The sequence below is a fragment of the Pedobacter sp. 05L430 genome, from assembly GCF_056397585.1.
The window spans coordinates 1-26,831 of record NZ_JBFTNT010000010.1; the positions used below are offsets into that span (position 1 = coordinate 1).

Genomic DNA, 26,831 nt, shown 5'->3' on the forward strand with positions numbered 1-26,831 from the left:
GAGTTTTATCTCTATAATTTGTTGCTCGCACTGGTTAGCGCAGGCACTTAACAGAAATAAAAAGAATAGGGGAATCAGTCTCTTTATGAATTGCATATGAATAGTTTTTTAGCTGTAGTACAAGGTAATATGAAAATGTATAGAAACAAAAAACGGGATACAATACCGTGTAGGTTGCTGTATCCCGATTAAATTTATTAATTATTAAAGTCTTCCTGCATTGCTCAGGTTCGGATTTAAATCGACCTGAGTTTGAGGATAAGGGAAATACTTGTGTTTGGCAATATCTATAGAAGCTGGTTTGCCAACCGATTTCAGATAAGTGTTAACTACTTCCTGGTATTTGCCCATACGGATTAAATCTACTCTGCGTTTACACTCAAAGAAGAATTCCCAACCGCGCTCCTGTAAGATCTTGTCGCGAAGGCTATCTTTAGTATAAGTGCCTGGGGCGCCAAGTAGCGTGGCTTTTGAACGTGCTTTTACCGAGTTAATCAAGTCAATACTTGCCTGTGTAGGTCCGTTTATTTCGTTTAATGCTTCTGCTTTGCAAAGTACGATATCTGCATATCGTAGAATTGGAATACCATGGCCATCATAATAGGTTTTAGAACCTGCCGGATCTGCATATTTTTTGGTAGCAACATCTGGTAAGTAGTATTTGCCTTTTGGAGGTGTAGTTTGTCCGGCAGGGGCTTGCATGTATTGTAAACCATCGGTACCCTTATAGTCATAAAAAAACATTTCACGACGCTCATCATTTGGTGCATATGAGTTCCAGAAACTCCAGCTTACAGCATAATATTGCCAGCGATCTGTTACAACCGGATTATTTAATGGACCAAAGTGGTTCATTAATTCGGTGGCGTCATTTAATGCGTCAGCAAGTGAACTAAAAATTGATTCTTTACACCATTTGTTGCTTTCCGCAAAAAGGCCTGCATAGGTAGGATATAATTCATATTGATGTAAGTCTTCTATCTTTTGGATTGTCTCTAAAGCTTTTTGCCATTGATGCTCGCGCATATACAGTTTGGTAAGCAACGAAAGTGCAGCGCCTTTAGTAGCCCGACCAACATCATTGGTAGGGTAAATGGCTTTTCCTTCGTAATTAACAGGGAGGTTTGCTGCGGCCGATTCCAGATCACTTATTAAGAACGCATTGATAACTTCCAGACTTGCAGGAGGCACTTTTGTGGTGTAATCTGGATTTTTTAGATTTTCTTCGGTAGTTAGGATAACCGGGCCAAATTCATCTGTTAGATCTATATAAGCCAATGCACKAAGGAATTTGATTTCGGAGAAATATTGATTCAATTGTGTTTCAGTAAGCGTTTTGATCTTTGGGATGTTGAAGAGCGCAGTATTTGCATCTGAAATAAGCTTATATTGATGTTGATAGGCGAAGTTGATATATTTATTGTTGGTTGACCATTGTGCGTCAGAAAGTTGTGAGATATCTCCTGATTGAAAAGAATGACCAATATCTGTTGTGAAATCTGTTATGGCCATTTGAAAACCAGCATAGTATTGGTAGGAATCGCTAACACCACTAGGCTGTTTTAACCTTGCATAGATTCCGTTTACAGCGGCTACTGCATCGGCCTTTGTTTGAAAAGCATTTGCTTCTGTTAGGATGCTATAGACCGTAGGCTCTGCGATTCTTTTACATGAAGCAAGACCTATTATGCAAGCTGAGAATAAAATTATAGTACGTTTCATAATTGACAATTGTAATAGGTTAGAAATTTAATTTAAGACCAAGAGTGAAAGAACGGTAAGCCGGATACGCATTGAAATCCAGACCAGCTCTTAAATTAGTGCTATTGGGATCAGTATCACTGTTATTCGAATTTACTTCAGGATCTGAACCAGTATATTTGGTGATGGTAAACAAATCTTGTGCATTAAAATATATCTTAGCAGTACTAATACCTTTTAAGAATCCAATTTTTGAAGTTGGAATGTTATAGCCAATACTTAAGTTTTTCAGTTTCACATATGACGCGTTCTCTACGAATCTAGAGTTGATATAGCCACCATATTTTGAGGTAAAATATCCATTTCTAGGTACATCAGTATTGTTGTTTTGAGGGGTCCAGCGCTGTAATGCATCTGTACCTGTGTAAGTTTCCAATAACAAGCGATTCATATTATAAAGATCAGATCCAAAAGCACCTTGGAAGAATATGCCAAGTTCAAGACCTTTATATGTGAAGCTGTTATTAAACCCTAAAACATAATGAGGGTAAGCGTTTCCTAGTACCTTGCGATCATCAGCGGTAATTGCTCCATCACCATTTAAATCTTTATATTTTGGATCTCCAGGTTTAGATAGGGGTTGAGCAGCATAAACCTCGCCTGTCTTAATTACTCCATCATAAACATAGCCATATAGTTCACTTAATTCTCTACCTACAGCTAGCTTGGTGAAATCAGCTGCTGGCACAGCTCCATCGGGATTAGCTGTTTGAGAAATAATGTATGGTCTGTCGTTTAGATTTATTGCTTTTTGTTTGTTATAAGCAATGTTTAAAGTGGTATTCCATGTCATGTTATCATTCTCAACGTTTCTGCTGTTGATAGAAAGCTCGATTCCTTGATTTTGAAGTGATCCACCATTGATTAACTGAKAGTTGAATCCATAGATTTGTTCAATTGGAATATCTAGCAGAAGGTTTTTTGTTGTTTTGCGATAATAATCAGCTGTAACACTTAAGCGGTCATTTAAAAAGCCCATGTCTACACCTGCATCAAATTGATAATTACTTTCCCATTTTAAGTTGGGATTAGGTAAACGGGTGCCAACAACACCGCCGTATAGGTCACTTTCTTCGCTTAATGAAACTCCGGTTGGCCCAAATGTACTCATGTATACGTAGTTGTTTACCCGGTCGTTACCTGTTCCACCGTATCCCATTCTAACTTTTAAGTTAGAAAAGATCTTATTATCCTTCATGAAATCTTCATCGCTAACTCTCCAGGCTAATGATCCTGATGGATAATATCCTATTCTGTTTTTTGAAGAGAATTTTGATGAAACATCCTGACGGATAGTGAATGTAGCCAGATATTTGTCTTTTAAAGCATAATTTAAACGACCGAAATAAGAATACATTATTGCTTCTTGCTTATCAGTAATAGCTTTAATTCTTTCAGCAGCACCATCAAGATTGTTATAAAGGTACTTATCAGTAGTGAATTTTTGTACCTGAGTATAATGTCTTTCATTTTGATCGAACTGATAAGAAAATCCTGCTAATGCGGTAAATGAATGTATCTCATTAAATACCTTTTTATAGGTAAGATAAGTTTCCATTAAATTACGGGTAGAATTTAGTTCATTCACCGAAGCCTGTCCCTGAACCTTTTCTCCTGAGACAAGAGTAGTAGGTAGGTAAGTTCCTTCTTTAGTTGCTGAAAATTCTGTTCCTCCACTAATATGTAAGGTAAGCTCGTCAAGAATTTGCAGGTCACCAAAAATGTTAGCAGTCATTCTATTGTTGTAACGATCGTTAGTGGGTTCAAGTAACCAAGCTAAAGGATTATCTTTCCCATTTCTACGAGCATATGTTCCGTCTGCATTGTATGGAGCAATAGCCGGAGAAGTGAACATAATACCATATAATACGTTAGATGGTACTATGTTTCCGTCGTAAGTTTTAAATTGCGAAAATGATCTGGCAGCATATATATTCGCGCCAGCTTTAAATCTTTTACCAACTTTTTGATCTATGTTGAAACGACCAGAGTAACGATCGAAATCTGTTTTCTTTAATGCACCTACTTGTCCGAAATAATTTCCTGAGATAGAGATACGTGTATCTTCATTACCACCGCTGATGTTTAAGTTATGGCTTTGTACTGTGGCATTTCTTGTAGCAAGACTAAACCAATCAGTATTAGTAGAACTCTCTAAATCTTCGGCAGTATATTCTGGCGGGTTTCCTTGCTCAATTGCTTTTGCGTTAGCAATAGCTTTGTAGTCAGTCGCGTTCATTAAATCAGGTCTGTTCTTGATCCGTTGAGTTCCATAATAGCTTTCTAGTTCTACTGATGCTTTTCCTGATTTACCTCTTTTTGTTGAAATTAGAACAACTCCATTTGCACCCCTGGAACCATAAATAGCCGTAGCAGATGCATCTTTTAAGATTTGAATGTCTTCAATGTCACTTGGCGAAATATCTTTACCATTGTCTGTAATAAAACCATCAACTACGTACAAAGGTTCGTTAGTAGATTTTACTGAATTACCACCCCTGATGCGGATAATACTTGTACCTCCCGGTGCTGAACTAGCTTGAGTAACCTGTACACCCGAAGCACGACCCTGAATGGCTTGTGCAACGTTTGAAGTAACACCCCCTAAGTTTAAGCTTTCTTTTGAAATAGAGCTAATCGCACCGGTAAGGTCTTTCTTCTTTGATGTACCGTAACCTACCACAACTACCTGCTCAAGTTCATTTTGAGTTTCTTTTAAGGTTACATTTATTTGTGTTTTAGATCCAACAGTAAATTCCTGAGAATCGAAACCGATAAACGAGAATTGCAGAATGCTTTGTGCATCTGGTGCAGTAAGCGCATAATTACCGGAACCATCGGTAAGGGCACCTACTTTACCACCTTTTACTTTAACACTAACTCCCGGGATGCCTTCTCCTTTGGCATCCGAAACTTTTCCGCTTACTTTAATCCCTGTTTGGGCATAACCCTCTATAGAGAGGAGAAATGTTATTAATAGTGAAAATAGTAGAAATTTAGATTTCATATTTATTGGTTTATATGTTTGTTGTTTTAGTTTTAAAAAGGAAGCTGGCAGATTTTAGGTGTGTTTTTGTTAAAAAACATGGCCCAGCGAAATAACTGTCGGGGTAGAAATGAAAAAAGTCAATAAGGAGAGCCCTATGAAATTTCATTATCATTTTAGTTTAGTTTTGTTTAGTTTTTCCCAATCAGATTTATGCTTTTGAGTGCATAAACTGATATAAAGTATTAAGAGTGAAGGTAGAGCTAAAAACAGTGAGGGGCCGTTCAATTGTAATGTAAAAATTGCGCAAACGTTTGTTCTGGCAGTTTTTTACTGAATTACTATCGGAATTTAATAAGTGATTAATTTAACGTTAAATTAATCACTTATTGTAACCAGTTACGTTGTCTGATTATCAGGGCATTTTTTAGGTTTTAACGCAAAATAGGAGGTTTTAACTCCTTTTTAAAAGAGGAATGGGTGCCCAAACTAAGGTTATGTCTATTTAATTTTTTGGATTATTGTAAGTGGCAGTATATGAGCTTGTTAGTTTGAGTGCAAACGATTGATATGCTTTTTTTAGTAAAATGAAATTGTTACTTCAAGCTCTTGGCCTCATTCCAGTAAATATCCATTTCTGCCAGTGTCATATCATTCAGTGCTTTGCCATTTTCTTTGGCTTTGCTTTCAAGATATTGAAAGCGCTTAATGAATTTTTTGTTGGTTTTTTCTAATGCGTTCTCAGGATTGATGTTAATGAAACGAGCGTAATTAATTAAAGAGAACAGTAGGTCGCCAAATTCACTTTCTGCTTTTTCTATATCTATAGCGGCACCATCTACTACATTATACTCATCTTTAAATTCCTGCAACTCTTCTTCAACCTTTTCCCAAACCTGTTCCTTATTGTCCCAATCAAAGCCAACACCTCTTGCTTTTTCCTGAATGCGACTTGCTTTTACCAGAGACGGCAGACCAGCGGGTACCCCCGATAAAACAGATTTGTTTCCTTCTTTAAGTTTTAGTTGCTCCCAGTTTCGTTTTACATCGTGCTCATCTTGTACCTCAACATCTCCATAGATGTGCGGGTGTCTGCTAATTAATTTATCACATACACTGTTCAGTACATCAATTATGGTAAAGTCATTAGTTTCTGACGCTATGCGGGCGTAAAAAACAAGGTGCATCATTACATCTCCCAGCTCTTTTTTTACCTCGTCAAGGTCTCCTTCAAGGATAGCATCAGATAGCTCATAGGTTTCCTCAATAGTTAAATGTCGCAGCGTTTCCATGGTTTGTTTTTTATCCCATGGGCATTGTGTGCGTAATGTATCTAACACTGTAAGTAGTCTTTGAAATGCCGAGGCAGGATCGTTTGCAGTAACAGGAGGTATATTATTAGGCATTGGGTGTTTATTTTATGACGTTAAAGGTAACCATCATTGTGGTTAAAAAAAGAACAACAAGGCCTAATAAAAATATAATATCGGCAGCTCTCTCTAAAGGATAGTTCGAGGGACCTCTTCTTTTCATGGAAAGAAATGATAAAATACAGGCCGTCATAAATAATATAATTGCAAGAGCTGTTGTTTCGTCAATGATTGTACTGTCGCTCATTTTTGCGACCTTAAGAGAGGTCAATACAATAAAGCACAAACCCAGTAAGGTTGCAGAGGTATTAAGTATATGCGGCGTTCTGTTTTCGGGCATTTATCAAGCTATTAAAATTTGTTTTTATTCCTGTTCTTCGAGCTTAATATTCTTTGTGATTCGATATATCTTACGTTTTTTATGCGGCTTTTCTTCTCCGCCAAGTAAAACTCCCCATGGTTTTAAAGAATCTACACGATCAAATATAATTTTTAGCATTGCCATGTAGGGAATACATAAGAACATACCTGATATGCCCCATATCATTTCGCCAACTACTATGCCTATAAAGGCAAATAGTGCATTTATCTTTACCTTTGAACCTACAACCAATGGCATTAATACATTGCCATCCAGGGCATGAACACCTGCAAAGGCAACCACCACAAGTAACATCTTGGCTGCGCCTGCAGTAGCAAAAGTAATCAGCGCACTGATCAGCAACGCGGTAAAGATGCCTATATAGGGGATGATGTTGAAAATGYCGGCAATCAGACCAAGTAACACCGCATACTTTACATTTAATACCCAAAGTACTAAGATCATTAATAAGGTAACGATGAGCATTTGCAGGAATAATCCGGTGATATATTTTTTGATGATATATTGTATGCGCCTTACAATTTCTCCTACCTTATCTGCATGTTGTTCTTCAAATACAGCGGTTAAAAAGGTGAAAAGTACTTTACGATAGTTTAAGATGAAAAAGGTAAAAAGTAATAGAAAAGACAGAAAAAGCAGCGTTGAAGACAGGGTAAGTAATGTAGCGCCTAAAACAGTGGCGCTGGTGGAAAGTGCCGCACTGGTACTATCTCTTAAATAGTCTATCTGCTTTTTTGTATTGATGTTAAAGGTATTTGAAATCCAATTCTGGATGTCGTGAAATGAAGTTTCTCCTTGCTTTTTAAGCGCAGGCCAGTCTTGCCAGAGATCGGTAAGCTGGTTTGCCAAAAAATATAGTATGCTAGATATAAAAGCGATCATGAGTATCACAGATACGATTGYAGCCAGACTCCTTTTAAAGCGCCATTTTTGTTCCAGAAAATTAGAAAGAGGTAATAACAGTAAAGCCAGCAAGAATGACGTTAGCAGTGGCGCAAGTAATGTTTGTCCTAAAATGGCGAGGTACCCTAAACAGATGATTGCAAATAGCACCAAAGCAAGTTTAGCGTAAAAAGGGAGCGTGATGTTTCTCATAGATGATTTATTAAGCCAGTTAGAAAAGTTTAACATAGGAAAATTAACTAAAAACAAACGCCCTGCCAAATATTTAGCGGGGCGTTTGTTTTTATTAAAAGAATTAAAGGTTATTCCCAGGCACTGGCTTCGTCAAGGATTGCAATATCCTCAACATTTAGTTTTAATGTTGCGGCTTTCTTAAGATCTTCGAGCTGGTCTAAACTGGTAACGCTTGCAATTGGTGCAGTTATGGATGGACGTGCAATAAGCCAGGCCAGTGCTATACTTGCCTGATCTGCACTGTATTGTTCTGATACATCATCAAGGGCTTTTAAAATTTTAAATCCTCTTTCATTCAAGTAATTTTTAACTGCACCACCCCGCTGACTTTTATTAAGGTCTTCTACTGAACGGTATTTTCCGGTTAAAAAGCCACTTGCCAGAGCATAATAGTTAATTGTACCTAAATCATTATCCTGTACAATTTGTTCGAAGTTTTTTTCGTAACCCTCGCGTTGGTATAAGTTGTATTCTGGCTGTAAGGTTTGATATTTAGGGAGATTGAATTTTTTTGCTATTTCCAACGATTCAGTTAAGCGCTCCGGTGTTAAGTTGGAAGCGCCAATCCATCGAACCTTGCCTTCTTTTATTAATTGATGATATGCCTCAAGTGTTTCTTGTATTGGTGTGTCAGGATCATCGTAATGAGATTGATAAAGATCTATGTAGTCTGTTTTTAATCTTCTTAAGGAGTCTTCTACAGCCTGAAAGATATACTTTTTAGACAAGCCCTTTTTATCAGGTCCCATTGGGGCACCAACTTTTGTGGCAAGTATAATTTTGTCTCTGTTATTTCTCTGCGACATCCAGTTTCCGACTATTGTCTCAGATTCCCCACCGGTGTTTCCGGGTACCCAGGCAGAATATACATCTGCGGTGTCTATAAAGTTAAAGCCTGCATCGGTAAAGCCATCAAGTATTTCGAATGATTTCTTTTCATCCGCGGTCCAGCCAAATACATTTCCCCCAAAGGCTATTGGGTAAACAAATAAATCGGAGTTTCCTAATTTTCTTTTTTTCATCGCTGTAATTTCTGTTGTTAAGGTAGGTTGTGCGAGCGCATTATTACTTACTTAACAAATTTAACAGCATGGTGTTTCTAATATAGTCGGTGGTTTGTAATTTATAATAATTATTTGGGTTCAATTGCTTTAGTTGCTCTTAGCATTTCTCGCTTTCCCGGTGCTCCGGGAAGCTTTTCTATGGTAAAACCTACTGATTTGAGTGCACGTTTAAGTTTTCCGGTAATTGCATATGTAACGAATATGCCTCCCGGTTTTAAAAATTGGCAAGTATGTGCAATAATCTCGTCTGTCCACATTTCGGGTTGATGCTGAACAGAAAAAGCATCAAAGTAAATGAGGTCAAATCTTTGTTCAGTCTGGAACCTGTGAAGATATGTTTGTACAATTTTAAGCTGTTGGTCTGGAAGCATGGTTACTGCCTGCAGTAATGCTTTTCCATAATTGTCAATCAAACTGTTCCAAACAGTATCGGGTACGTATGCGGCATAGCCTGTTGATTCTAATTCTTCAATTCTTAATGGAAAGGCCTCCAGGCCAATATATTGAAGCTTTATCTGATGTTCGGCACAATGAGAAATGCTCATTAAAAAGTTAAGTCCTGTGCCAAAGCCAACCTCCAAAACAGATATTTCTTTATCCGGAAAGCTGGCTATTGCATGCTTTAAACCGGCATCAATAAATACATGTTTGCTTTCCTGCAAAGCACCGTGTTTGGAATGATAATTTTCGCCAATACTTTCGTTGTATAGTGTGTTTGAACCATCAGCGGTTTGGATAAGTTTATTCATCAGTGCAAACTTAGATAAAATAGTTTTTAACTTTAGACCTTAATTGCTTGCTATGGATATTGAAACATTTAGAGATTATTGCCTGAGCCTAAAGGGAACTACTGAAGGTATGAAGTGGGATCACCTGTGTTTTATGATTGAAGAAAAAATTTATGTGATTATGTCTCTTGAAGAAGGAAGGTTTTCTATTAAATGTGATCCGGATGAGTTTGATATGCTGGTGGCAAGACCGGGTATTCAGCAAGCTTATCACATGGCAAAACGCCAGTGGATATCTTTAGATAGTTTGGACGTATTGCCTGATCCTGAATTGAAAAGCCGTGTTGCAGAATCCCGAACCTTTGTACTAAGAAAGCTTAGTAAAAAGGTTCGGGAGAAATATAATTAGTTACTATTTGCCGGATTTAACCCTGCGGCCTTCTGACTCGGAACTACCTGAGCGCTGACGGGCTGCTTTAATATCGTTACTTCCAAATCGGTATGTACATGTTAAGCGGAATACCTGACTTTCCCATCTTTCATTAACTACATAGTTTTGTGAAGACAGTGCACTTGTAATTACACTTTTTTGCATTTTAAACAAGTCATTGGCAGCAAGTTTGATACTCAATTTTTTATCCATGAAAGATTTATTTATACCAAGGTCAATACCGTACTGAGGGTCTATTAATATTGTTCCGTAAACTTGTTTAGATTGATAAAAGCCAGACCATTCTATATTTAATGACGGATTTACAGTAATGGTCTGTGTTGTATTAAAGTTAAATGCAACTCTTCCACTTTGAAACGGTTGGCCTAAAAGATCTGGAGTTTTGAAATTGTTGTAGAATCCGGTAAAGTTGTTATTACTGCTCCACCACTTGGTTATTTGTATTGGATAACTAATGTTCAGGTTGTATGCATCTTGCGTAGCAAGGTTCTGATTAGAAATGAAAATTGTTTTTTTAGCCGTATCTGTTAATAGAACATCAGACATTACATCAGTGGTATGGCTATACCCAAATGTTACGTTTAATGTTTTTTTGTAAGAATAGGATAGCTCGAAAGCATTAGTGTATTGAGGTTTTAAGAATGGATTCCCAAACCTGTAAGAATACAAATCAAGGTAATAGATAAATGGATTTAATGAACCATAATCTGGACGGTCAATTCTTCTGCTGTAAGAGAGGCCCATTTCATGATCTTTAGATAGTTCCTGGTTTATAAAAATGCTTGGGAACAGATTAAGGTAATGTCTGTTTACAATCTTTTGTTCTGTAACAGAATTTCCTTTTGAGTTGGTTTGTTCAGCTCTTAATCCTAATTGTACAGAAGTAGTTTTAAATTTTTTGTTGAGGTTAGCATAGGCAGCATTGATATTTTCATCGTAAAGGAATTGATTACTGCGCTTAACATCGTTTTGCCACTGGTTGTTTTCGTAGTTCTCAAAGATGAAGTTGTTGTCTGTTTCTACAAAACTCGATTTTAAGCCAACTTCAAGTTTCATCTCTTTGTTAATAGGGTAGGTGTAATCTGTTTTTCCTGCCCATATTTTGGTCGTGGATGGTGTAGCATTTCTAAAAATATAATCAGGTTTGGCAGGCAGACCTTGGTTGTTTAAATATCTATTGTTGAAATTGTTATCCTGTCTTCCTATATGTTCGGAGTAATCAGCATCTATGCTTATTTCCTGTCCCAGGGTGTCTATTGTCCCTTTATAATTCAGGTTGTACGACATGCCGGTGTATTTATACCTGTTAGGGTTTTGAGCAACTACTGATGAATCTGTTTTGGAAGGCTGATCACCGATCAATGTAAGCACATCTGATGCATTTTTTCCGTTTGCATTATATCCATTAAAAGCAAAACCAATTGTGTTCTTGTCATTGATGAAATAGTCTATCCCGCCTTTATAATTGCTGTTGTTTCTGCGTCGTATGTTCATATTTGTTTGATCAAAATAGGTTTGATCCGTTGCGGTATTGTTTACCCTGGCAATATCTGTGCTGCCAAACCCTTTATTGCGTCCGTAATCGTAATTTCCAAAAATATTGATTTTTTTTTCACGATGATTTAGGTTTAAACCACCATTTGCCTTGTAATATCTTCCGTAACCAACACCTCCAAGTATAGAGCCATTAGTACCATAATTTCTGTTCTTTTTTAGTTTAATATTGATGATCCCAGAGTTACCGGCGGCGTCATATTTTGCAGAGGGGTTGGTAATTAATTCGATAGATTGGATTGCATTTCCCTCAGTAGATCTAAGAAGATTGGCTAATTGTTCTGAAGATAGGTAGGTAGGTTTGCCATCAAGCATTACGGTAACACCCTGTTTACCCTTTAAGCTAATTTTGCCATCTTTGTCGACAGTAACTCCAGGCGACTTCTGTAAAATATCCAGAGCCGTATTACCAGCTGCCAATGCGCTATTTTCTACATTTATGACTGTTTTATCAATCTGTCTTTCTATCAGGGGTTTTTGTTTAACAATTTCAACACCTTTAAGCTCTTTTGCATCGGTAGCCAATTGAACATTGCCTAGATCGTGAGTTTTTTTGCTTGAACTTATAGAATAAGGCCCCTTAAATACCTTTTTGTAACCAACTACATAAATGGCAATAAGATAATTCCCTTGTTTAATTTCTTTTAACTGATAGGTTCCATTGTCGGAAGTAAGTGTCCCTTTTACAGTGGTTGAATCTTTGGCATTTAACAAGCTAATGGTGGCATACGGAAATGCCTTTTGCTGTTCGTCTAACACCTTACCGGATATTTCTCCGGTTGTATTGTCTGATTGCGCATTCGCGACTGTAAAAGTCAGCGTAAAGGCAAATATGGCGAGAAGTAGAATGTATTTATCAGGTTTCATAATGGCATACTTTTTCCACATACGCTTTTAAGCATATTAATCGAATATGTGAATGGTTTTTGTGATTCTTATTTAGTTATTTATAAGATGCAGGAATGGTGCGAAAGGTTACAGCGAATATTAAAAAAAAGTGAAAATATGCCTTTACGATATTAATTATGAATTTCTATAAAATAAAAATGACCCGAAATTCCTTCCTGGTCATTTGAATTGTTGAGCGTTGAGTTAATAATTTGATTTCTTCTTTATTAGTCGGATTTAATGATTAATTCTTCAGTTTTATTAAAATTCCAGACTTGTCTTTGTTCCATTCTATCTATAACTAACGAGAAAGAGTCTTCATTTTCAATGATTTCGAGGAGGGTGCCCAGATTGACTATAATGTCTCCTGCAGCCAGGTTCGAAATTCTAATGGCTTTTAGGTCTGGTAAAGGTTCCGGTATGTAATTCATAGTGAGAGATGTTAATTTGGTTATTTAGGTACATAAACTTTCTCAAAAATAGTTGTTAGAATTTTGCAAAGTGGTGACATACACATTTTTTTCTTATTTTTAGCCCATGGAGAAACCTAGAAAACGTATAGCCGGAGCAATTAGAGATAAGGAAAGAACTATGCTTAAATTGATTGCTGCGGTAGGTGAAATTATTAAGAATGAGGGGTATACGGCATTAGGTGTTAACAATATTGCTAAAAAAGCAGAGGTCAATAAGAAGTTGATTTATAGGTATTTTGATAACAATGTAAATAATTTGATAGAAACCTATGTAAAGACAAAAGATTATTGGATTAGTTTATCTGGAGACATGGAAAGACTTATGGCCGAATCTCAAATTGATGGTGGCCGGCCTATGGTTAAGACAATATTAAAAACTCACCTTAGTTTTTTTTACACTGAAGAGGAAATGCAGAAGATCGTTATCTGGGAAACCAGTGAAAAAAGTAAACTGATGAAGGAGGTTGGTTTAAAGCGGGAAGCTTTTGGTGAGGAAGTTTTTAAACTACTTCTTCCGAATTTCGAAAAATCAGGTGTTGACTTTCGTGCGATAATGGCATTGCAGGTAGCAGGTATAATTTTTATGGTATTACAGTCTAAGGCTACCGGAAATCCATTTTGTGGTATTGATATTAATAATCCGAATGATATGGATCGAATATTAAAATCACTCGATCAACTCACTGATTTAGTATACGATAAAGCAAAAAACTAATATAATGGCGCTTTTGCAAGCGCCATTATATTATGTATTTACCAAATTCTAATTCTGTTTTCAGGTTTCTTATATAATTTATCACCTGGTTTAACGTCAAATGCCTCATACCACGCATCCATATTTACAGGTGCGCCAATGGTTCTGTAAGGTCCTGGCGAGTGCGGATCTGTTTTAATCAGCTGCGCTGCACTTTCAGGTAAAATGTTACCTCGCCAAACCTGTGCCCATGATAGGAAGAAACGCTGATCTGGTGTAAAACCATCAATCTTTTCATTTGACTGACCCTGTTTAGTTAATTTAAATGCTGTATATGCAGCATTAAGGCCGCCAAGGTCACCTATATTTTCTCCCATCGTTAGTTTTCCTATTACGTGGATGGTATCTAATACAGTATATGCATCAAATTGCTCTCCTAAAGCTTTGGTTTTTGCTTCAAATTTAGTCTTATCTTCGTCAGTCCACCAGTTACGAAGATTACCATCTTTATCATACTGGCTTCCTGAATCATCAAATCCGTGAGACATTTCATGTCCAATTACAGCACCAATACCACCATAATTAACCGCATCATCAGCATTTGGATCAAAGAACGGGAACTGAAGAATCCCGGCGGGAAACACAATCTCGTTCATTGTTGGGCTATAGTAGGCATTAACGGTTGGCGGGGTCATTCCAAAACGTGTACGGTCAACAGGTTTGCCTAACTGATCTATTGATTCTTTATACCCCCACGCACCTGCATTTCTTAAGTTCTGGAAATAGGCAGCACGGCTTATAACCAAACCATCATAATTCTTCCACTTTTCAGGATATCCTATTTTTGGCACAAATGCATTTAGTTTGGCAAGTGCTTTTTCTTTTGTTGCAGCACTCATCCAGTCCAGATTTTTAATCCTGATCTCAAATGCTTTTCTAAGGTTACTGATGAGCTCGGTCATACGCAGTTTTGCATCTGGCTTAAAATATTTGGCTACGTATAGTTGTCCTAATAATTCTCCAATTGTGCCATCTGTTAATTGCGACATTCTTTGCCATCTTGGAGTTTGAACTTTTTGTCCGCTTTGTACCTGATTAAAAGCAAAGTTTGCGGCCACAAAAGGTGAACTTAGGTTRGGAGCAGCATTTTTTAATACATTCCATTCCAGGTATGTTTTCCAATCTTTTAATGAAACACTCTTTAGCATTTCGTCAAAARTCACAAAGARTTTTGGCGCAGAAACAAGTATCGTATCCTGACCGCTTACTTTTAGTTTAAGCAGCATTTTTGCCCAGTCTACAGATGGAGTGGTTTTGCTAAAGTTTGCAACAGTAAACTTATTATAGGTTTTATATGGATCGCGCATTTCTACACGAGACATTTGAGCATCTGCAAATTTCTTTTCTATCGACATTACCGTTGCTGCTTTTTTCTGACCTTCTGTATTATTGTAGCCAATTAAACCAAAAAGGGTAGTCATGTAGGTTGTATATGCCTCACGAATCTTTACACTCCTGCTATCATCCTTCAAATAGTAATCGCGATCAGGAAGTGTAGTGCCTCCCTGTCCAAGTTGAGGAAGGTATTTTGTTACGTTTTTTCTATCCTGACCGACACTAAATCCAAACATGGGAGAAGCAAGCCCGCTTACGCGCATATATACCGTATGGTCTAAAATATCCTGAACAGTTTTAAGTTGTTTAACTTTTTCCAGGTCAGCTTTAATTGGACTATAACCCAGTTTTTCAATTGCTATGCTGTCCATTGCGGCGGCAAAGAAATCACCTACACGTTTTTTTACTGATCCTACCGGAGCTGTTTTATCAGCAGCAGCATCTTCTACAAGTCCTTTTACTGCATTTATATTAAAATCTCTTAATACATTGAAACTGCCCCAACGTGTTTCTTTTGCAGGAACAGGATTGTTTTTAATCCATGTGCCGCTGGCATATGTGTAAAAATCATCTCCAGGTTTTACGCTGAGATCCATGTTGGTCGGGTCAATAAATTTTGCGGGAGATTGAGCACTAGCCGTATAGCCGGTCGCAAGAATTCCTAAGGCAGCAATGTGCCTGGTTAGTTTTAAAATATTCATAAAGTTAGTCAACAGATTTTATAACACTTTACCTATGCAGGAGAATCCCTGCGACATGTGGTGTTTATAATAACATCAATGAGGTAAAAGTAATAAATACTGCTTAACAAGCATTTTGTCTATTCAAAATATTACTTGTTAAACCAGTAGTAGATTTTAGTTAGGCTGAACCGCCTAAGCAAGGAACCTGAAAAGAAAAATAGTTTTATTGCTTTCATGACTAAGTCAGTTATACCTATTTAACATATTTTAACATATTTTATTGTGTAAGGGGTGTAAAATATGTTCTATTGTTTGGTAAGGTATGATCTGTTTACTGCTAATTAATACTTCTGCTTAATTTTTTTCTCTGGCCAAGATATAATCCGAAAACAACAAGCAAAGTGCCTGCAACTGTGTACATGGTAATAGGCTCGTCCATTAACCACCAGGCATAAAAGAAACCGAAAAGTGGACATAGAAACAGCCATAGTGAAGCTTTAACCGTATCTATTTTTAATAAGTAGAACCAACATATAAGCCCTATTACAGACACTGCAAGGCTAAGCCATAAAGCAGAGAATATAAGCCTGTTGTCCATTCGTATCAATGAGAAATCACTAAAGAAAAAGGTAAATKGGAGCAGAAATATTCCCCCTAGCGCCACCTGCCACCCATTGATCAAAATGTTGGGGAGCTTCCATTTCACTCTTGCGTAGTATACACTTGCAAAAGATACACAGACCATACTTAACATCAATAAGCTGATTCCCAATATAGTTGTACTGCTATCTTTTAACAGTGGATAGGTGGCAATTCCAATACCTGCCATACCTATTATAATGCTAAATATTTCTTCTTTTGATGGTTTACGGCCAATTAGCCAGGAAGACAATAGTACAATTAATAGTGGGTTTGTAGATGTAGCCAAACTGCCTATACCTGCTGCGGTATATTTCATCGCACATACGTACAGGCCAAGATAAACGGTGGTATTTAAAAGGCCAAATATTGAAAGGTGCTTCCATTCTTCGGCATTAGGTAATTTATAGGATTTATTAAATATATATCCAAATGAGAGTAATACAAGCCCTGCCAGGAAAAAACGAATATTTGCCAGGACCAATGGAGGCGCAGATAAAATGCCAAATTTTGTAGCTACAGATGCTGAAGCCCACAACATAGCGAACAGTAAACCTATAAAGATGTTTTTCACACATCAAAGGTAATCAAGCCAACGATGTAATTTGCGATATTTTGTATAAGTTTGGCCCCAACTTATTATTCATACGATGAAACCATCATGTGCTGCATTATATAAACCGAAATGAATAATAGCGGGCGGCGCATGATAGCTTCATCATCTTTTAGAACAACTGATGAAAAAACTGATTTTATGTATTCAATTGTTGTCAATTGCTTTTTATGGCATAGCCCAGGATAAACAATTGACCATTCAGGATGCAATGAGTAATGCACGCACTACTTTGGCTCCGGAAAATCTTTCTCAAATTCAATTTATTTATGGCACAGAAGATTATGTGTATGCCAAAAAAATAGGGAATGAACCCGTATGGATGAGTGGCAATTTTAAGAGTCAGCATGAACAGCAATTTTTATCATTGGTCCAGTTAAATCAGAAATTAAAGTCATTTCAAAAGAATACTTTAAAGTCGATGCCTGTTATTCAATTTAATCAGGGACCCGACTGGATATTAACGGTTAACGGAAGTAAAGTTGCGTTTAATCCTGTAAAGAATACCTATAAGGTGCTCATAGATCAATCTATTGGTAGTAAAACTAGTGTTGAACAAAGTACCGCTGGTTACATCGCTTATTTGGATAACTTCAATTTGTTTGTGACAAATGGTACTGATCAAAATCAGGTAACTAAAGATGGCAGCAAAGATATTGTGTATGCTTCGTCGGTTCATCGTGATGAATTTGGAATAACTAAAGGTACGTTCTGGAGCAATAGCGGTAAGCTACTCGCTTTTTATAGAATGGATCAAAGCATGGTTTCTGATTATCCGATCATAGATTGGACCACGAGACCTGCTAAAAATGTAAATATCAAATATCCTATGGCAGGCGATAAAAGCCATGAGGTAACTGTAGGGGTTTATAATGCAGATACGAAAGCTGTGGTGTACCTTAAAACAGGTGAACCTGTTGAGCAGTATCTTACTAATATTGCATGGAGCCCGGATGATAAATACATATACATTGCGGTTTTAAACCGCGGACAGAATCACATGAAGCTAAATCAATATGATGCAGCAACCGGTGATTTTGTGAAAACATTATTTGAAGAAAAGGATGAGAAATATGTTGAGCCATTGGTGCCTATGTTATTCCTCAAAAATGATCCTGCTAAGTTTATCTGGCAAAGTAACCGTGATGGATGGAATCATTTATATCTATATGATTTAAATGGAAAAGTATTGAAACAATTGACAAAAGGAAACTGGGAGGTACTTGATGTAAAAGGATTTAATTCAAAAGGTGATCAGCTGTTTTATGTTTCTACTGAAGAATCTCCCATAACCCGTAATTTATATGTGCTTAACTTAAAATCAGGTAAATCTAATAGGATTACACAAGGATTTGCTGTACATGGTGCACAGGTGAGCACTTCTGGAAACACTGTAATTGATAATTATAGTAGTCCGGAACAACCCCGAGTAATCCAGTTAATAGAAACTGCAACTGCTAAAACAAAAACATTATTAAAAGCACCCAATCCTTTAGCTGCATTTGCTACAGAAAACTCCTCAATCTTTACTATAAAAAGTAACAGTGGAGACGATTTGTATTGTAGCTTATATAAACCAGTTGATTACGACAGCACAAAAAAGTATCCGGTTATTGTTTACTGGTACGGCGGCTCACATGCGCAGCTTATCCTAAACTCATGGAATGCAGGTGCTGGAGATTATTGGTTCAGGTATATGGCTGAGCATGGTTATGTGGTATTAACAATCGACACAAGAGGAAGTGATAATAGGGGTAGAGCTTTTGAACAGTCTATGTTCCGCAGAGCAGGGGATGTTCAAATGGAAGATATGATGAAGGCAGTAGATTACTTGAAGGGGCTTCCTTATGTTGATTCTGCTAATATGGGGCTATTTGGCTGGAGCTTTGGAGGTTTTGGAACGGTTGATTTTATGGTTACACATCCTGGTATTTTTAAAGCTGCTGTTGCAGGTGGTCCGGTAATAAACTGGAAGTTTTATGAGGTGATGTACACTGAACGCTATATGGATACTCCGCAGGAAAATCCTGAGGGTTATGCTGCTACTGACTTGAGTAGTAAAGTTGACCAGCTAAAGGGAAAACTGATGTTAATCCATGGCCTGCAGGATCCTGTTGTAGTACAGCAACATTCTGTTGATTTCGTTAAAAAAGCTGTTGATAAGGGTATTCAAGTAGATTATATGATCTACCCTGGCCATGAGCATAATGTAATTGGTAAAGACAGAGCACATTTGTATCAAAAGGTTACTGATTACTTTATGCAAAACCTGAAGTAAAGAAAGTAAGGTTAAAAAAGATCAATGTACATTGATCTTTTTCCCTATTTTTCTATTTCCTTTTCCCAAAAAAGTCAGTGTTATGAGCTGATATGCAAAATCTTCCCTTCAAGATTTTGGGGAAGCGAATAGCATCTGTCTTTTTTATTCTTATTTTTACAGCCAAATCTGATACTTTTTCAAAATAATGAGCATTTCTACAAAATACGACCCGGCGGCAACCGAAGACAAATGGTACAGCTACTGGATAGAAAAGAACTTTTTTCATTCTGAGCCTGACGAACGTGAGCCTTATACCATTGTAATCCCTCCTCCAAATGTGACTGGGGTTTTGCATATGGGGCATATGCTAAACAATACAATTCAGGATGTGCTGATTCGTAGAGCGCGTATGCAAGGTAAAAATGCTTGCTGGGTGCCTGGAACGGATCATGCATCAATTGCTACTGAGGCAAAAGTTGTTGCCATGCTTAAAGAAAGAGGGATCAGCAAAAAAGACCTTAGCAGAGAAGAATTTCTTAAATATGCTTGGGAATGGAAAGAGAAATACGGGGGTATTATTCTTGATCAGCTGAAAAAGTTAGGCGCAAGTTGCGACTGGGAGCGGACACGCTTTACTATGGAAGATGATCTTTCAGAAGCAGTAATCGATAGTTTTATCCATTTGTATAAAAAAGGAAGAATATATCGCGGCGTGCGTATGGTGAATTGGGATCCGGCAGGTAAAACTGCGGTTTCTGATGAAGAAGTGATCCGTAAAGAGGTAAATCAAAAGTTATATTATATAAAATATTCGGTATCGGGAACCAATGATTTCTTAACCATTGCAACTACCCGTCCGGAAACAATTATGGCCGATGCTGCCATTTGCGTTAACCCTAACGACGAGCGTTACCAGCACCTGAAAGGAAAAAAAGTTTTTGTACCACTAATCAATCGTGAGATACCTGTTATTCAGGATGAGTATGTAACAATGGATTTTGGAACAGGATGCTTAAAGGTTACTCCTGCTCATGATTTGAACGATTACGAATTGGGTGTTAAACATAAGTTGCCTGTAATAGATATCTTAAATGAAGATGGTACATTAAACGAACTTGCTGTTGTGCTTGTTGGTGAAGACCGCTTTGTGGCAAGAAAAAAGATTGCTGTCTTATTAGAAGAAGCTGGTCATTTAGATAAAGTTGAGGACTATAAATCGCAGGTAGGTTTTTCTGAGCGTACCAATGCAGCTATTGAGCCTAAGCTATCTATGCAATGGTTCTGCAAAATGGATGAAATGGCCAAGCCGGCATTGAAAGATGTATTGGATGGCGATGTTAAGTTAATTCCTGAAAAGTTCGTAAACACCTATCGTCATTGGATGGAGAATGTTAGGGACTGGAATATCAGCAGGCAACTGTGGTGGGGACAACAAATTCCTGCATGGTACGATGATAAAGGCAATTGGGTTGTAGCAAAAACTAAAGAAGAAGCACTTGACGAGTTTTTAAAACTTAAAGATATTGACGGGGTATTTACGGAAACTGAAATCCATGGTTTTAAACATCAGCTGGCACCTTTTGTAACTCAGGATCCTGATGTAATGGATACCTGGTTTTCATCATGGTTGTGGCCAATCTCTGTGTTTAATGGTTTTAAAGATCCAGACAATAAAGATATTAACTACTATTACCCTACCAATGATCTGGTTACTGCCCCTGAGATTTTATTTTTCTGGGTAGCACGTATGATCATGGCAGGCCATGAGTTCAGAGGTCAAAAACCTTTTACAAATGTTTATTTAACAGGTATTGTAAGAGATAAATTGGGCCGTAAAATGTCTAAATCATTGGGTAACTCCCCTGATCCTATTGGGTTAATTGAAAAATATGGTGCTGATGGAGTAAGGGTAGGGATGTTGTTGTGCTCTCCGGCTGGAAACGATTTGATGTTCGACGAAAGCTATTGCGAGCAAGGCCGTAATTTTGCCAACAAAATCTGGAATGCTTTCAGATTAGTTAAAGGTTGGGAAGTTGATGAAAATCTTGAAAATCCCAACCAACAAGCTATATTGTGGTTCGAAAATCGCTTTAACGAAGCGCTGGCAGAGATTGAAGAGAACTTTAAACAATACCGTTTATCGGAAGCTTTAATGGCCTGTTATAAACTGGTATGGGATGATTTCTGTGCCTGGTATCTTGAAATGGTAAAGCCAACTTATCAACATCCAATAGACGCTGAAACTTTAAAAGTAACTATCGGTTTCTTTGAAAAAATCCTGACATTATTACATCCATTTATGCCTTTCCTAACGGAAGAATTGTGGCATGATGAACTCTTCGGAGAGAAAGGTGAGCTTGATTGCTGCATTGTAGCAAACTACCCTGTTGTTGGTAAAGCGGATGCGCAATTACTTAAAGAAGTGGAGATTATTAAAGGCCTGGTAGCTGAGATCAGAAACGTTAGAAATACGAAACAGATCTCGCCTAAAGAAGCACTTCCTCTGGCTATAAAAGTAAATTCGTCTTTAGATTTCGAAAAATGGTTAAATATTGTGTTCAAGCTCGCTAATATTAATCAGGTTGAGTTTGTAAACGATAAGATTCCAGGAGCTGTAAACTTTATGGTGGGCAACGATGAGTTCTTTATTCATCTGAATGAGGCTATTGATATTGACGTTGAAATAGAACGCTTAAATGGAGAATTGGTTTATTTACAAGGCTTTTTGAAATCTGTAGATGCTAAGCTGAGTAACGAAAGGTTTGTACAAAACGCAAAACCTGAGATCATTCAAAACGAACGCAATAAAAAAGCAGATGCTGAATCGAAGATCAATACTATCGAAGAAAGTCTTGCTGCTTTAAAAGGATAAATCTAATTGAGCATTCTTCGGCAGGCAGCTGGAGAATGCATTATTTTAACCAGCCTTCTTTAATGTTATTCTGTAGGCGCACCTTCTGTCGCCTGCAATAATATGATTTACCCTTGTTATATCTATATCCTCACCTAATACAAACTTAAAAGTATTAAGCTCTGAGGCGCAAAAACCCTGGCAAACCTGCGCTGCTGCACAAATTGGGCAGTGGTTCTCTATCAACAAATAGCCTTGTTCATCTTTACTATATTCAGCCATGTATCCTTCTCGTGTGCGGATATCTGCGAGTTGGGAGATACGACCTTCAAGATCTGTAATAGATTGTAATTCGTTAGAATATTTTTCCTTGCCAACTTGTTCGCCTGCTGCTATCACTTTATCAAGAGCCTCGTCGCCCAGCGTGGTCTTCATAAGTTGTATCAGTTTAACAGTAAGTTCGGCATGCGTATCAGGAAAACCAGCATTTCCTTCTTCTGTTAAACTAAAGTAAACGGTGGGCCTGCCAACACCTTTTGATTCGTTGGTCGATTTGATCAATCCCTCCTCACTTAATTTGATGAGTTGTAAGCGCGCGCCTTCACTTGTAATCCCAAGTTCTTTTGAAATTTCTCCTGCAGTTAATGCACCACGGGTTTTTAAAAGCATTAAGAATCGATTTGTCTTCATAATCTAATAAAACAAGTATTTGGTTGTTTTATTCACAAAAGTACTAACTTTGCTTAACTTTTTAACGAAATAAAGAATTATAATGAAATTATCGTGATACTCCATATTTAATTATTAACCCAACACTTAGTTCGGGCGATAAATAATCGCTGTTAACCTTAACTGCCAAAAAGAGATTTTTTAGGAGATGAGGACTACTTATGCCAAAAAAGAAAAATTACATTTATGAAAACAATACAATTACTCTCATTATTAGGCGGAATGTTGCTATTTGAAGCATGCAGCCCCACACAAAGCCAAACGCAGGAAGAAACTATTCAGGAATATCCGGTTTCAACAGTACAACCGAAAGATGCTGTTCTCAATACAGATTACTCAGCAACTATACAGGGTCAGCAGAACGTAGAGATCAGACCAAAAGTAGATGGGTTTGTAGAACAGATACTTGTTGATGAGGGTGCAGTTGTTAAAAAAGGTCAGTTACTTTTTAAAATAAATGCCCCCCAGTACGAACAGGAGGTTAGAACAGCTACGGCCGCCATAAAAAATGCTGAAGCTGAAGTAAGTACTGCAAAAATGCAAGTCGAGAAAACCTTGCCTCTGGTAAAAGAAGAGATCATTAGTAATTATGAACTTAAGCAGGCAAATTTTAATCTGCATGCTAAAGAAGCTGCACTTGCACAGGCAAAAGCTAGTTTAGTTAATGCCCGCACTAATCTTGGCTATACTCATATAAATAGTCCTGCCGATGGGGTGGTGGGAAACTTACCCTATAAAACAGGCAGTCTGGTTAGCAGTTCATCTCCACAACCGCTAACAACAGTTTCAAATATTGCAAGTGTTTTTGCCTACTTCTCCTTCAATGAAAAGCAGTTTCTGGAAAAAAACGATGGTCTACACCGTTAAAAACGGTGCGGTAAAAAGTACTGAAATAGAGATAATGGATGTCCCTTCTGGTGAATTTTATGTGGTAACAAAAGGACTGAACCCTGGCGAACAGATTGTGACGGAAGGAATGGGAAGCTTGAAAGATGGAATGAAAATCAAAGCAAAACACTAAAATATTATGTTAAAGAAATTTATAGATAACCCGGTCTTGTCTACCGTTATATCGATTATCATAGTTATAATGGGGTTACTAGGCCTATATTCATTGCCTATTTCCCAGTATCCAGACATTGCTCCACCCGCCGTTGAAGTAAGTACCTCATATCAGGGAGCAAGTGCGGATGTGGTCATGAAAAGCGTAATTGTACCGCTCGAAGAAGAGATTAACGGAGTAGAACACATGACTTACATGACTTCTAAAGCAAGTAATGACGGTAGTGCCAGCATTACAATAAACTTTAAGCAAGGTACAGATCCGGATATGGCTGCAATTAATGTGCAGAACAGAATCACCAAAGCTACAAGTTTGCTGCCAGCGGAAGTAATCAAAGTTGGCATTACCACCAGTAAGCGGTTGAATAGTGAAGTATTTAGTTTTCTGTTGTACAGCGAGGATGGAAAGTATGATCAGAAATTCCTCGACAACTATTTAAAAATTAATGTGATGCCTCAAATCAAAAGAGTTGAGGGAGTAGGGAATGCCGCTGTATATGGAGGTATGGATTACAGTATGAGAATCTGGCTTAAACCAGATGCCATGGCTGCTTATGGGTTAATCCCTTCTGATATTACAGAAGCGCTTGCAGAGCAAAACATAGAAGCTGCACCAGGTAAAGTAGGAGAGAACAGTGGTCAGGCATTCCAGTATACCTTAAAATATACTGGTCGCCTTGAAAAACCTGCACAATTTGAAAACATCATACTCAAATCTGTAGGTAATGGTCAGGTACTTAAGTTAAAAGACATTGCTGAGGTAGACATGGGCTCTTTTACTTATTCGAGTACCATCATGGCGCAAGGTCATGAATCACCATATGTTGCAATCAATCAAACTTCAGGTTCCAATGCCAATGAGATCATAAAGAAGTGTATAAAAATATTGGACGATGCTTCATTAACCTTTCCAAAAGGAGTCAAGTATAGCGTATTCGCCAATGCAAATGAGTTTTTGGATGCTTCAATTTCTAAGCTTATAGTTACAATTATTGAAGCATTTATATTGGTATTCATTGTAGTATTTATCTTTTTGCAGGATTTCCGTTCTACCTTAATTCCGGCCATTGCAGTTCCGGTAGCTATTATAGGAACATTCTTTTTCCTTAAACTTTTTGGATTTACGATTAACCTGCTTACACTTTTTGCCCTGGTTCTGGCCATTGGTATTGTGGTAGATGATGCCATTGTAGTAGTAGAGGCGGTTCATGCTAAATTAGATCAGGGTGCTAAATCAGCAAAAAAAGCAACTATGCATGCCATGAGTGAAATTAGCGGGGCTATTATCTCTATAACCCTCATTATGGCTGCGGTATTTGTTCCGGTAACTTTTGTTACGGGGTCGGTTGGGGTATTTTACAAGCAGTTTGGGTTAACACTTGCTGTGGCCATTATCATATCTGCAGTAAATGCACTTACTTTAAGTCCGGCACTTTGCGCATTGTTGTTAAAACCACATGGCGAGCATCATGAACAGAAAACCGGCTTTTTACAGCGCTTTTATGCAGGGTTTAATGCTTCATTCAGCACCATGACTAACCGTTATAAGAAGTCGGTTGTTTTTCTGATTGCGAAAAAATGGATTGCATTTGCGATAATCATTGTGTTTAGTCTTTTATTCTGGTTTTTGGTTAAAACCACTCCAACTGGATTTGTGCCTAATGAGGATAGTGGTTCCATATATGGTAACGTTATTTTACCTCCGGCAACTTCTTTGGAACGTACTGAATTCATTGCAAATAAAATAGATAGCATCGCGAGATCTATTCCTGAGATTGAATTGTCATCTAGAGTTGCCGGTATGGATTTAATGAGCGGCACCGGGAGTTCGTATGCGGCTATATTTATCAGGTTAAAGCCATGGAAAGAAAGAACAAAAAAAGGGCAGGATATTAAAAGTATTGTTGGTCAGTTGTTCGCAAAAACTGCAGAAATTAAAGGAGCCAATATCATTTTCTTTGCCGCACCAACATTACAGGGGTTTGGAAATAATGATGGTTTCGAATTTCAGTTGCAGGATAAAACAGGAGGTAGTTATAAGGCTTTTGATGCAGTAATTGGGAAGTTTATGGGAGCACTAAATCAKCGTCCTGAAATTATGTATGCTGCTACATCATACAACACAAGTTTTCCGCAGTACGAGGTTAATGTAAACGTTGCGAAATGCAAAGAAGCAGGTGTTCCTGTTAACCGCGTACTTGGAACGCTGCAAGGCTATTTGGGGGGTATTTATGCGTCAGACTTTAATCGTTTTGGTAAACAATACCGTGTAATGATTCAGGCTGAAGCGGAACAGAGAACCAATAAAGAGGCCATCAATAGAATATTTGTTAGGAATGATAAAGGGGCTATGGCTCCGATATCAGAGTTTATTACACTTAAAAAAATCTATGGCCCGKAATTTATAAACCGCTTTAACTTGTTTACGGCTGGTGCCGTAAATGGCGCACCCAAGCCTGGTTATAGTTCTGGTGATGCGATAAAAGCAATTCAGGAAGTAGCTGCCCAAACCCTACCACAAGGTTATACTTATGAATTCTCCGGTTTAACACTAGAAGAGTTGTCTAGTGGTAGTCAAACCCTATTGATCTTTATGCTCAGCTTGCTGTTCATTTATTTCTTATTGAGTGCCCAGTATAAGAGTTATATTCTGCCATTCTCAGTGCTGCTTTCTTTGCCTATAGGACTGGCTGGAGCATTCTTGTTTGCACGATTATTTGGGCTTGATAATAACATATTTCTGCAAATAAGTTTAATTATGCTCATCGGCTTACTTGCAAAAAATGCGATCCTTATTGTGGAGTTCGCATTGATGCACCGCCTTAGTGGTATGAGTTTAATCCAGTCGGCAATTTCAGGCGCTACAGCCCGACTAAGGCCAATTTTGATGACCTCTTTTGCCTTTATCTTCGGCTTGCTTCCCTTGATGATCGCTACCGGAGCAGGGGCTTTAAGTAACCGCTCAATAGGTACCGCAGCGGTTGGTGGGATGCTTGTAGGTACAGTATTCGGGGTGTTTGTAATCCCTGCATTGTTTGTAGTTTTTCAATCTCTGCAAGAGAAAATATCTGGAGTACGCAAAAACAATGAAGTTTTATAATTCGTAAGAAA

General features: G+C 37.8%; 19 protein-coding genes. 7 read left to right on the forward strand and 12 right to left on the reverse strand.

Features of this window, described 5'->3' with window-relative positions; all coding sequences use genetic code 11:
- Positions 1–204: 204 nt before the first annotated feature.
- From AC1DG9_RS04325 to mnmC2, 7 genes are all read right to left on the reverse strand, one after another.
- A complete protein-coding gene (locus AC1DG9_RS04325; protein WP_477634333.1) occupies positions 205–1,722 on the reverse strand; it encodes a RagB/SusD family nutrient uptake outer membrane protein in 1,518 nt (505 codons plus the stop codon).
- A 19-nt stretch (positions 1,723–1,741) separates the two neighbouring features.
- Positions 1,742–4,768 (reverse strand): SusC/RagA family TonB-linked outer membrane protein, encoded by a 3,027-nt coding sequence (locus AC1DG9_RS04330; protein ID WP_477634334.1) that lies wholly within the window; start codon positions 4,766–4,768, stop codon positions 1,742–1,744.
- Positions 4,769–5,343: 575 nt separating this feature from the next.
- Positions 5,344–6,153: a nucleoside triphosphate pyrophosphohydrolase gene (gene mazG / locus AC1DG9_RS04335; protein ID WP_172659477.1), complete on the reverse strand. Its 810-nt coding sequence runs from the start codon at positions 6,151–6,153 to the stop codon at positions 5,344–5,346.
- A gap of 7 nt (positions 6,154–6,160) precedes the next feature.
- A complete protein-coding gene (locus tag AC1DG9_RS04340; RefSeq protein ID WP_048907066.1) occupies positions 6,161–6,457 on the reverse strand; it encodes a hypothetical protein in 297 nt (98 codons plus the stop codon).
- Between the two features lie 24 nt (positions 6,458–6,481).
- Positions 6,482–7,594, reverse strand: a complete 1,113-nt coding sequence (locus AC1DG9_RS04345; protein ID WP_477634335.1) for an AI-2E family transporter — start codon at positions 7,592–7,594, stop codon at positions 6,482–6,484.
- A 110-nt stretch (positions 7,595–7,704) separates the two neighbouring features.
- Complete coding sequence (locus AC1DG9_RS04350) at positions 7,705–8,658, reverse strand: aldo/keto reductase (RefSeq protein ID WP_288881146.1); 954 nt, start codon at positions 8,656–8,658, stop codon at positions 7,705–7,707.
- 110 nt (positions 8,659–8,768) lie between these two features.
- Complete coding sequence (gene mnmC2 / locus AC1DG9_RS04355; RefSeq protein ID WP_288881144.1) at positions 8,769–9,449, reverse strand: tRNA (5-methylaminomethyl-2-thiouridine)(34)-methyltransferase MnmC2; 681 nt, start codon at positions 9,447–9,449, stop codon at positions 8,769–8,771.
- A gap of 52 nt (positions 9,450–9,501) precedes the next feature.
- On the opposite strand from mnmC2, the gene AC1DG9_RS04360 reads away from it, so the two are divergent.
- Positions 9,502–9,837 carry an MmcQ/YjbR family DNA-binding protein gene (locus AC1DG9_RS04360; protein WP_288881142.1) on the forward strand — a complete coding sequence of 112 codons (336 nt, stop codon included), beginning with the start codon at positions 9,502–9,504 and terminating at the stop codon, positions 9,835–9,837.
- A 3-nt stretch (positions 9,838–9,840) separates the two neighbouring features.
- Here the strand turns inward: AC1DG9_RS04360 and AC1DG9_RS04365 are convergent, their stop codons facing one another.
- A complete protein-coding gene (locus tag AC1DG9_RS04365; RefSeq protein WP_288881139.1) occupies positions 9,841–12,300 on the reverse strand; it encodes a TonB-dependent receptor in 2,460 nt (819 codons plus the stop codon).
- A gap of 248 nt (positions 12,301–12,548) precedes the next feature.
- Positions 12,549–12,752, reverse strand: coding sequence for a hypothetical protein (locus tag AC1DG9_RS04370; RefSeq protein ID WP_172659485.1), 204 nt, complete (start codon positions 12,750–12,752; stop codon positions 12,549–12,551).
- Between the two features lie 106 nt (positions 12,753–12,858).
- Here AC1DG9_RS04370 and AC1DG9_RS04375 point away from each other — a divergent pair, with 106 nt between their 5' ends.
- A complete protein-coding gene (locus AC1DG9_RS04375) occupies positions 12,859–13,509 on the forward strand; it encodes a TetR/AcrR family transcriptional regulator (protein ID WP_477634336.1) in 651 nt (216 codons plus the stop codon).
- A 38-nt stretch (positions 13,510–13,547) separates the two neighbouring features.
- On the opposite strand, the gene AC1DG9_RS04380 is transcribed toward AC1DG9_RS04375, so the two are convergent.
- Complete coding sequence (locus tag AC1DG9_RS04380; protein WP_477634337.1) at positions 13,548–15,584, reverse strand: M13 family metallopeptidase; 2,037 nt, start codon at positions 15,582–15,584, stop codon at positions 13,548–13,550.
- 319 nt (positions 15,585–15,903) lie between these two features.
- A complete protein-coding gene (locus tag AC1DG9_RS04385; RefSeq protein WP_477634338.1) occupies positions 15,904–16,779 on the reverse strand; it encodes a DMT family transporter in 876 nt (291 codons plus the stop codon).
- Between the two features lie 163 nt (positions 16,780–16,942).
- Here AC1DG9_RS04385 and AC1DG9_RS04390 point away from each other — a divergent pair, with 163 nt between their 5' ends.
- Positions 16,943–19,096: a S9 family peptidase gene (locus AC1DG9_RS04390; protein ID WP_337716384.1), complete on the forward strand. Its 2,154-nt coding sequence runs from the start codon at positions 16,943–16,945 to the stop codon at positions 19,094–19,096.
- 187 nt (positions 19,097–19,283) lie between these two features.
- Complete coding sequence (locus AC1DG9_RS04395; protein WP_288881131.1) at positions 19,284–21,950, forward strand: valine--tRNA ligase; 2,667 nt, start codon at positions 19,284–19,286, stop codon at positions 21,948–21,950.
- A 45-nt stretch (positions 21,951–21,995) separates the two neighbouring features.
- Here the strand turns inward: AC1DG9_RS04395 and AC1DG9_RS04400 are convergent, their stop codons facing one another.
- A complete protein-coding gene (locus AC1DG9_RS04400; protein WP_288881129.1) occupies positions 21,996–22,598 on the reverse strand; it encodes a helix-turn-helix transcriptional regulator in 603 nt (200 codons plus the stop codon).
- A 246-nt stretch (positions 22,599–22,844) separates the two neighbouring features.
- Between AC1DG9_RS04400 and AC1DG9_RS04405 the strand changes: the two genes are divergently transcribed.
- From AC1DG9_RS04405 to AC1DG9_RS04415, 3 genes are read left to right on the forward strand one after another with little or no spacing between them, the layout of a single operon-like run.
- The gene (locus AC1DG9_RS04405) at positions 22,845–23,525 is read left to right on the forward strand and encodes an efflux RND transporter periplasmic adaptor subunit (protein WP_477634339.1); all 681 of its coding nucleotides are present in this window, start codon (positions 22,845–22,847) and stop codon (positions 23,523–23,525) included.
- Complete coding sequence (locus AC1DG9_RS04410) at positions 23,509–23,679, forward strand: hypothetical protein (protein WP_477634340.1); 171 nt, start codon at positions 23,509–23,511, stop codon at positions 23,677–23,679. Before AC1DG9_RS04405 ends, AC1DG9_RS04410 begins: the two co-directional genes overlap by 17 nt.
- Positions 23,680–23,685: 6 nt before the next feature.
- Entirely contained in the window at positions 23,686–26,820 is a 3,135-nt protein-coding gene (locus tag AC1DG9_RS04415) for an efflux RND transporter permease subunit (protein WP_477634341.1), read from the forward strand.
- The last annotated feature ends 11 nt before the right edge of the window (positions 26,821–26,831 follow it).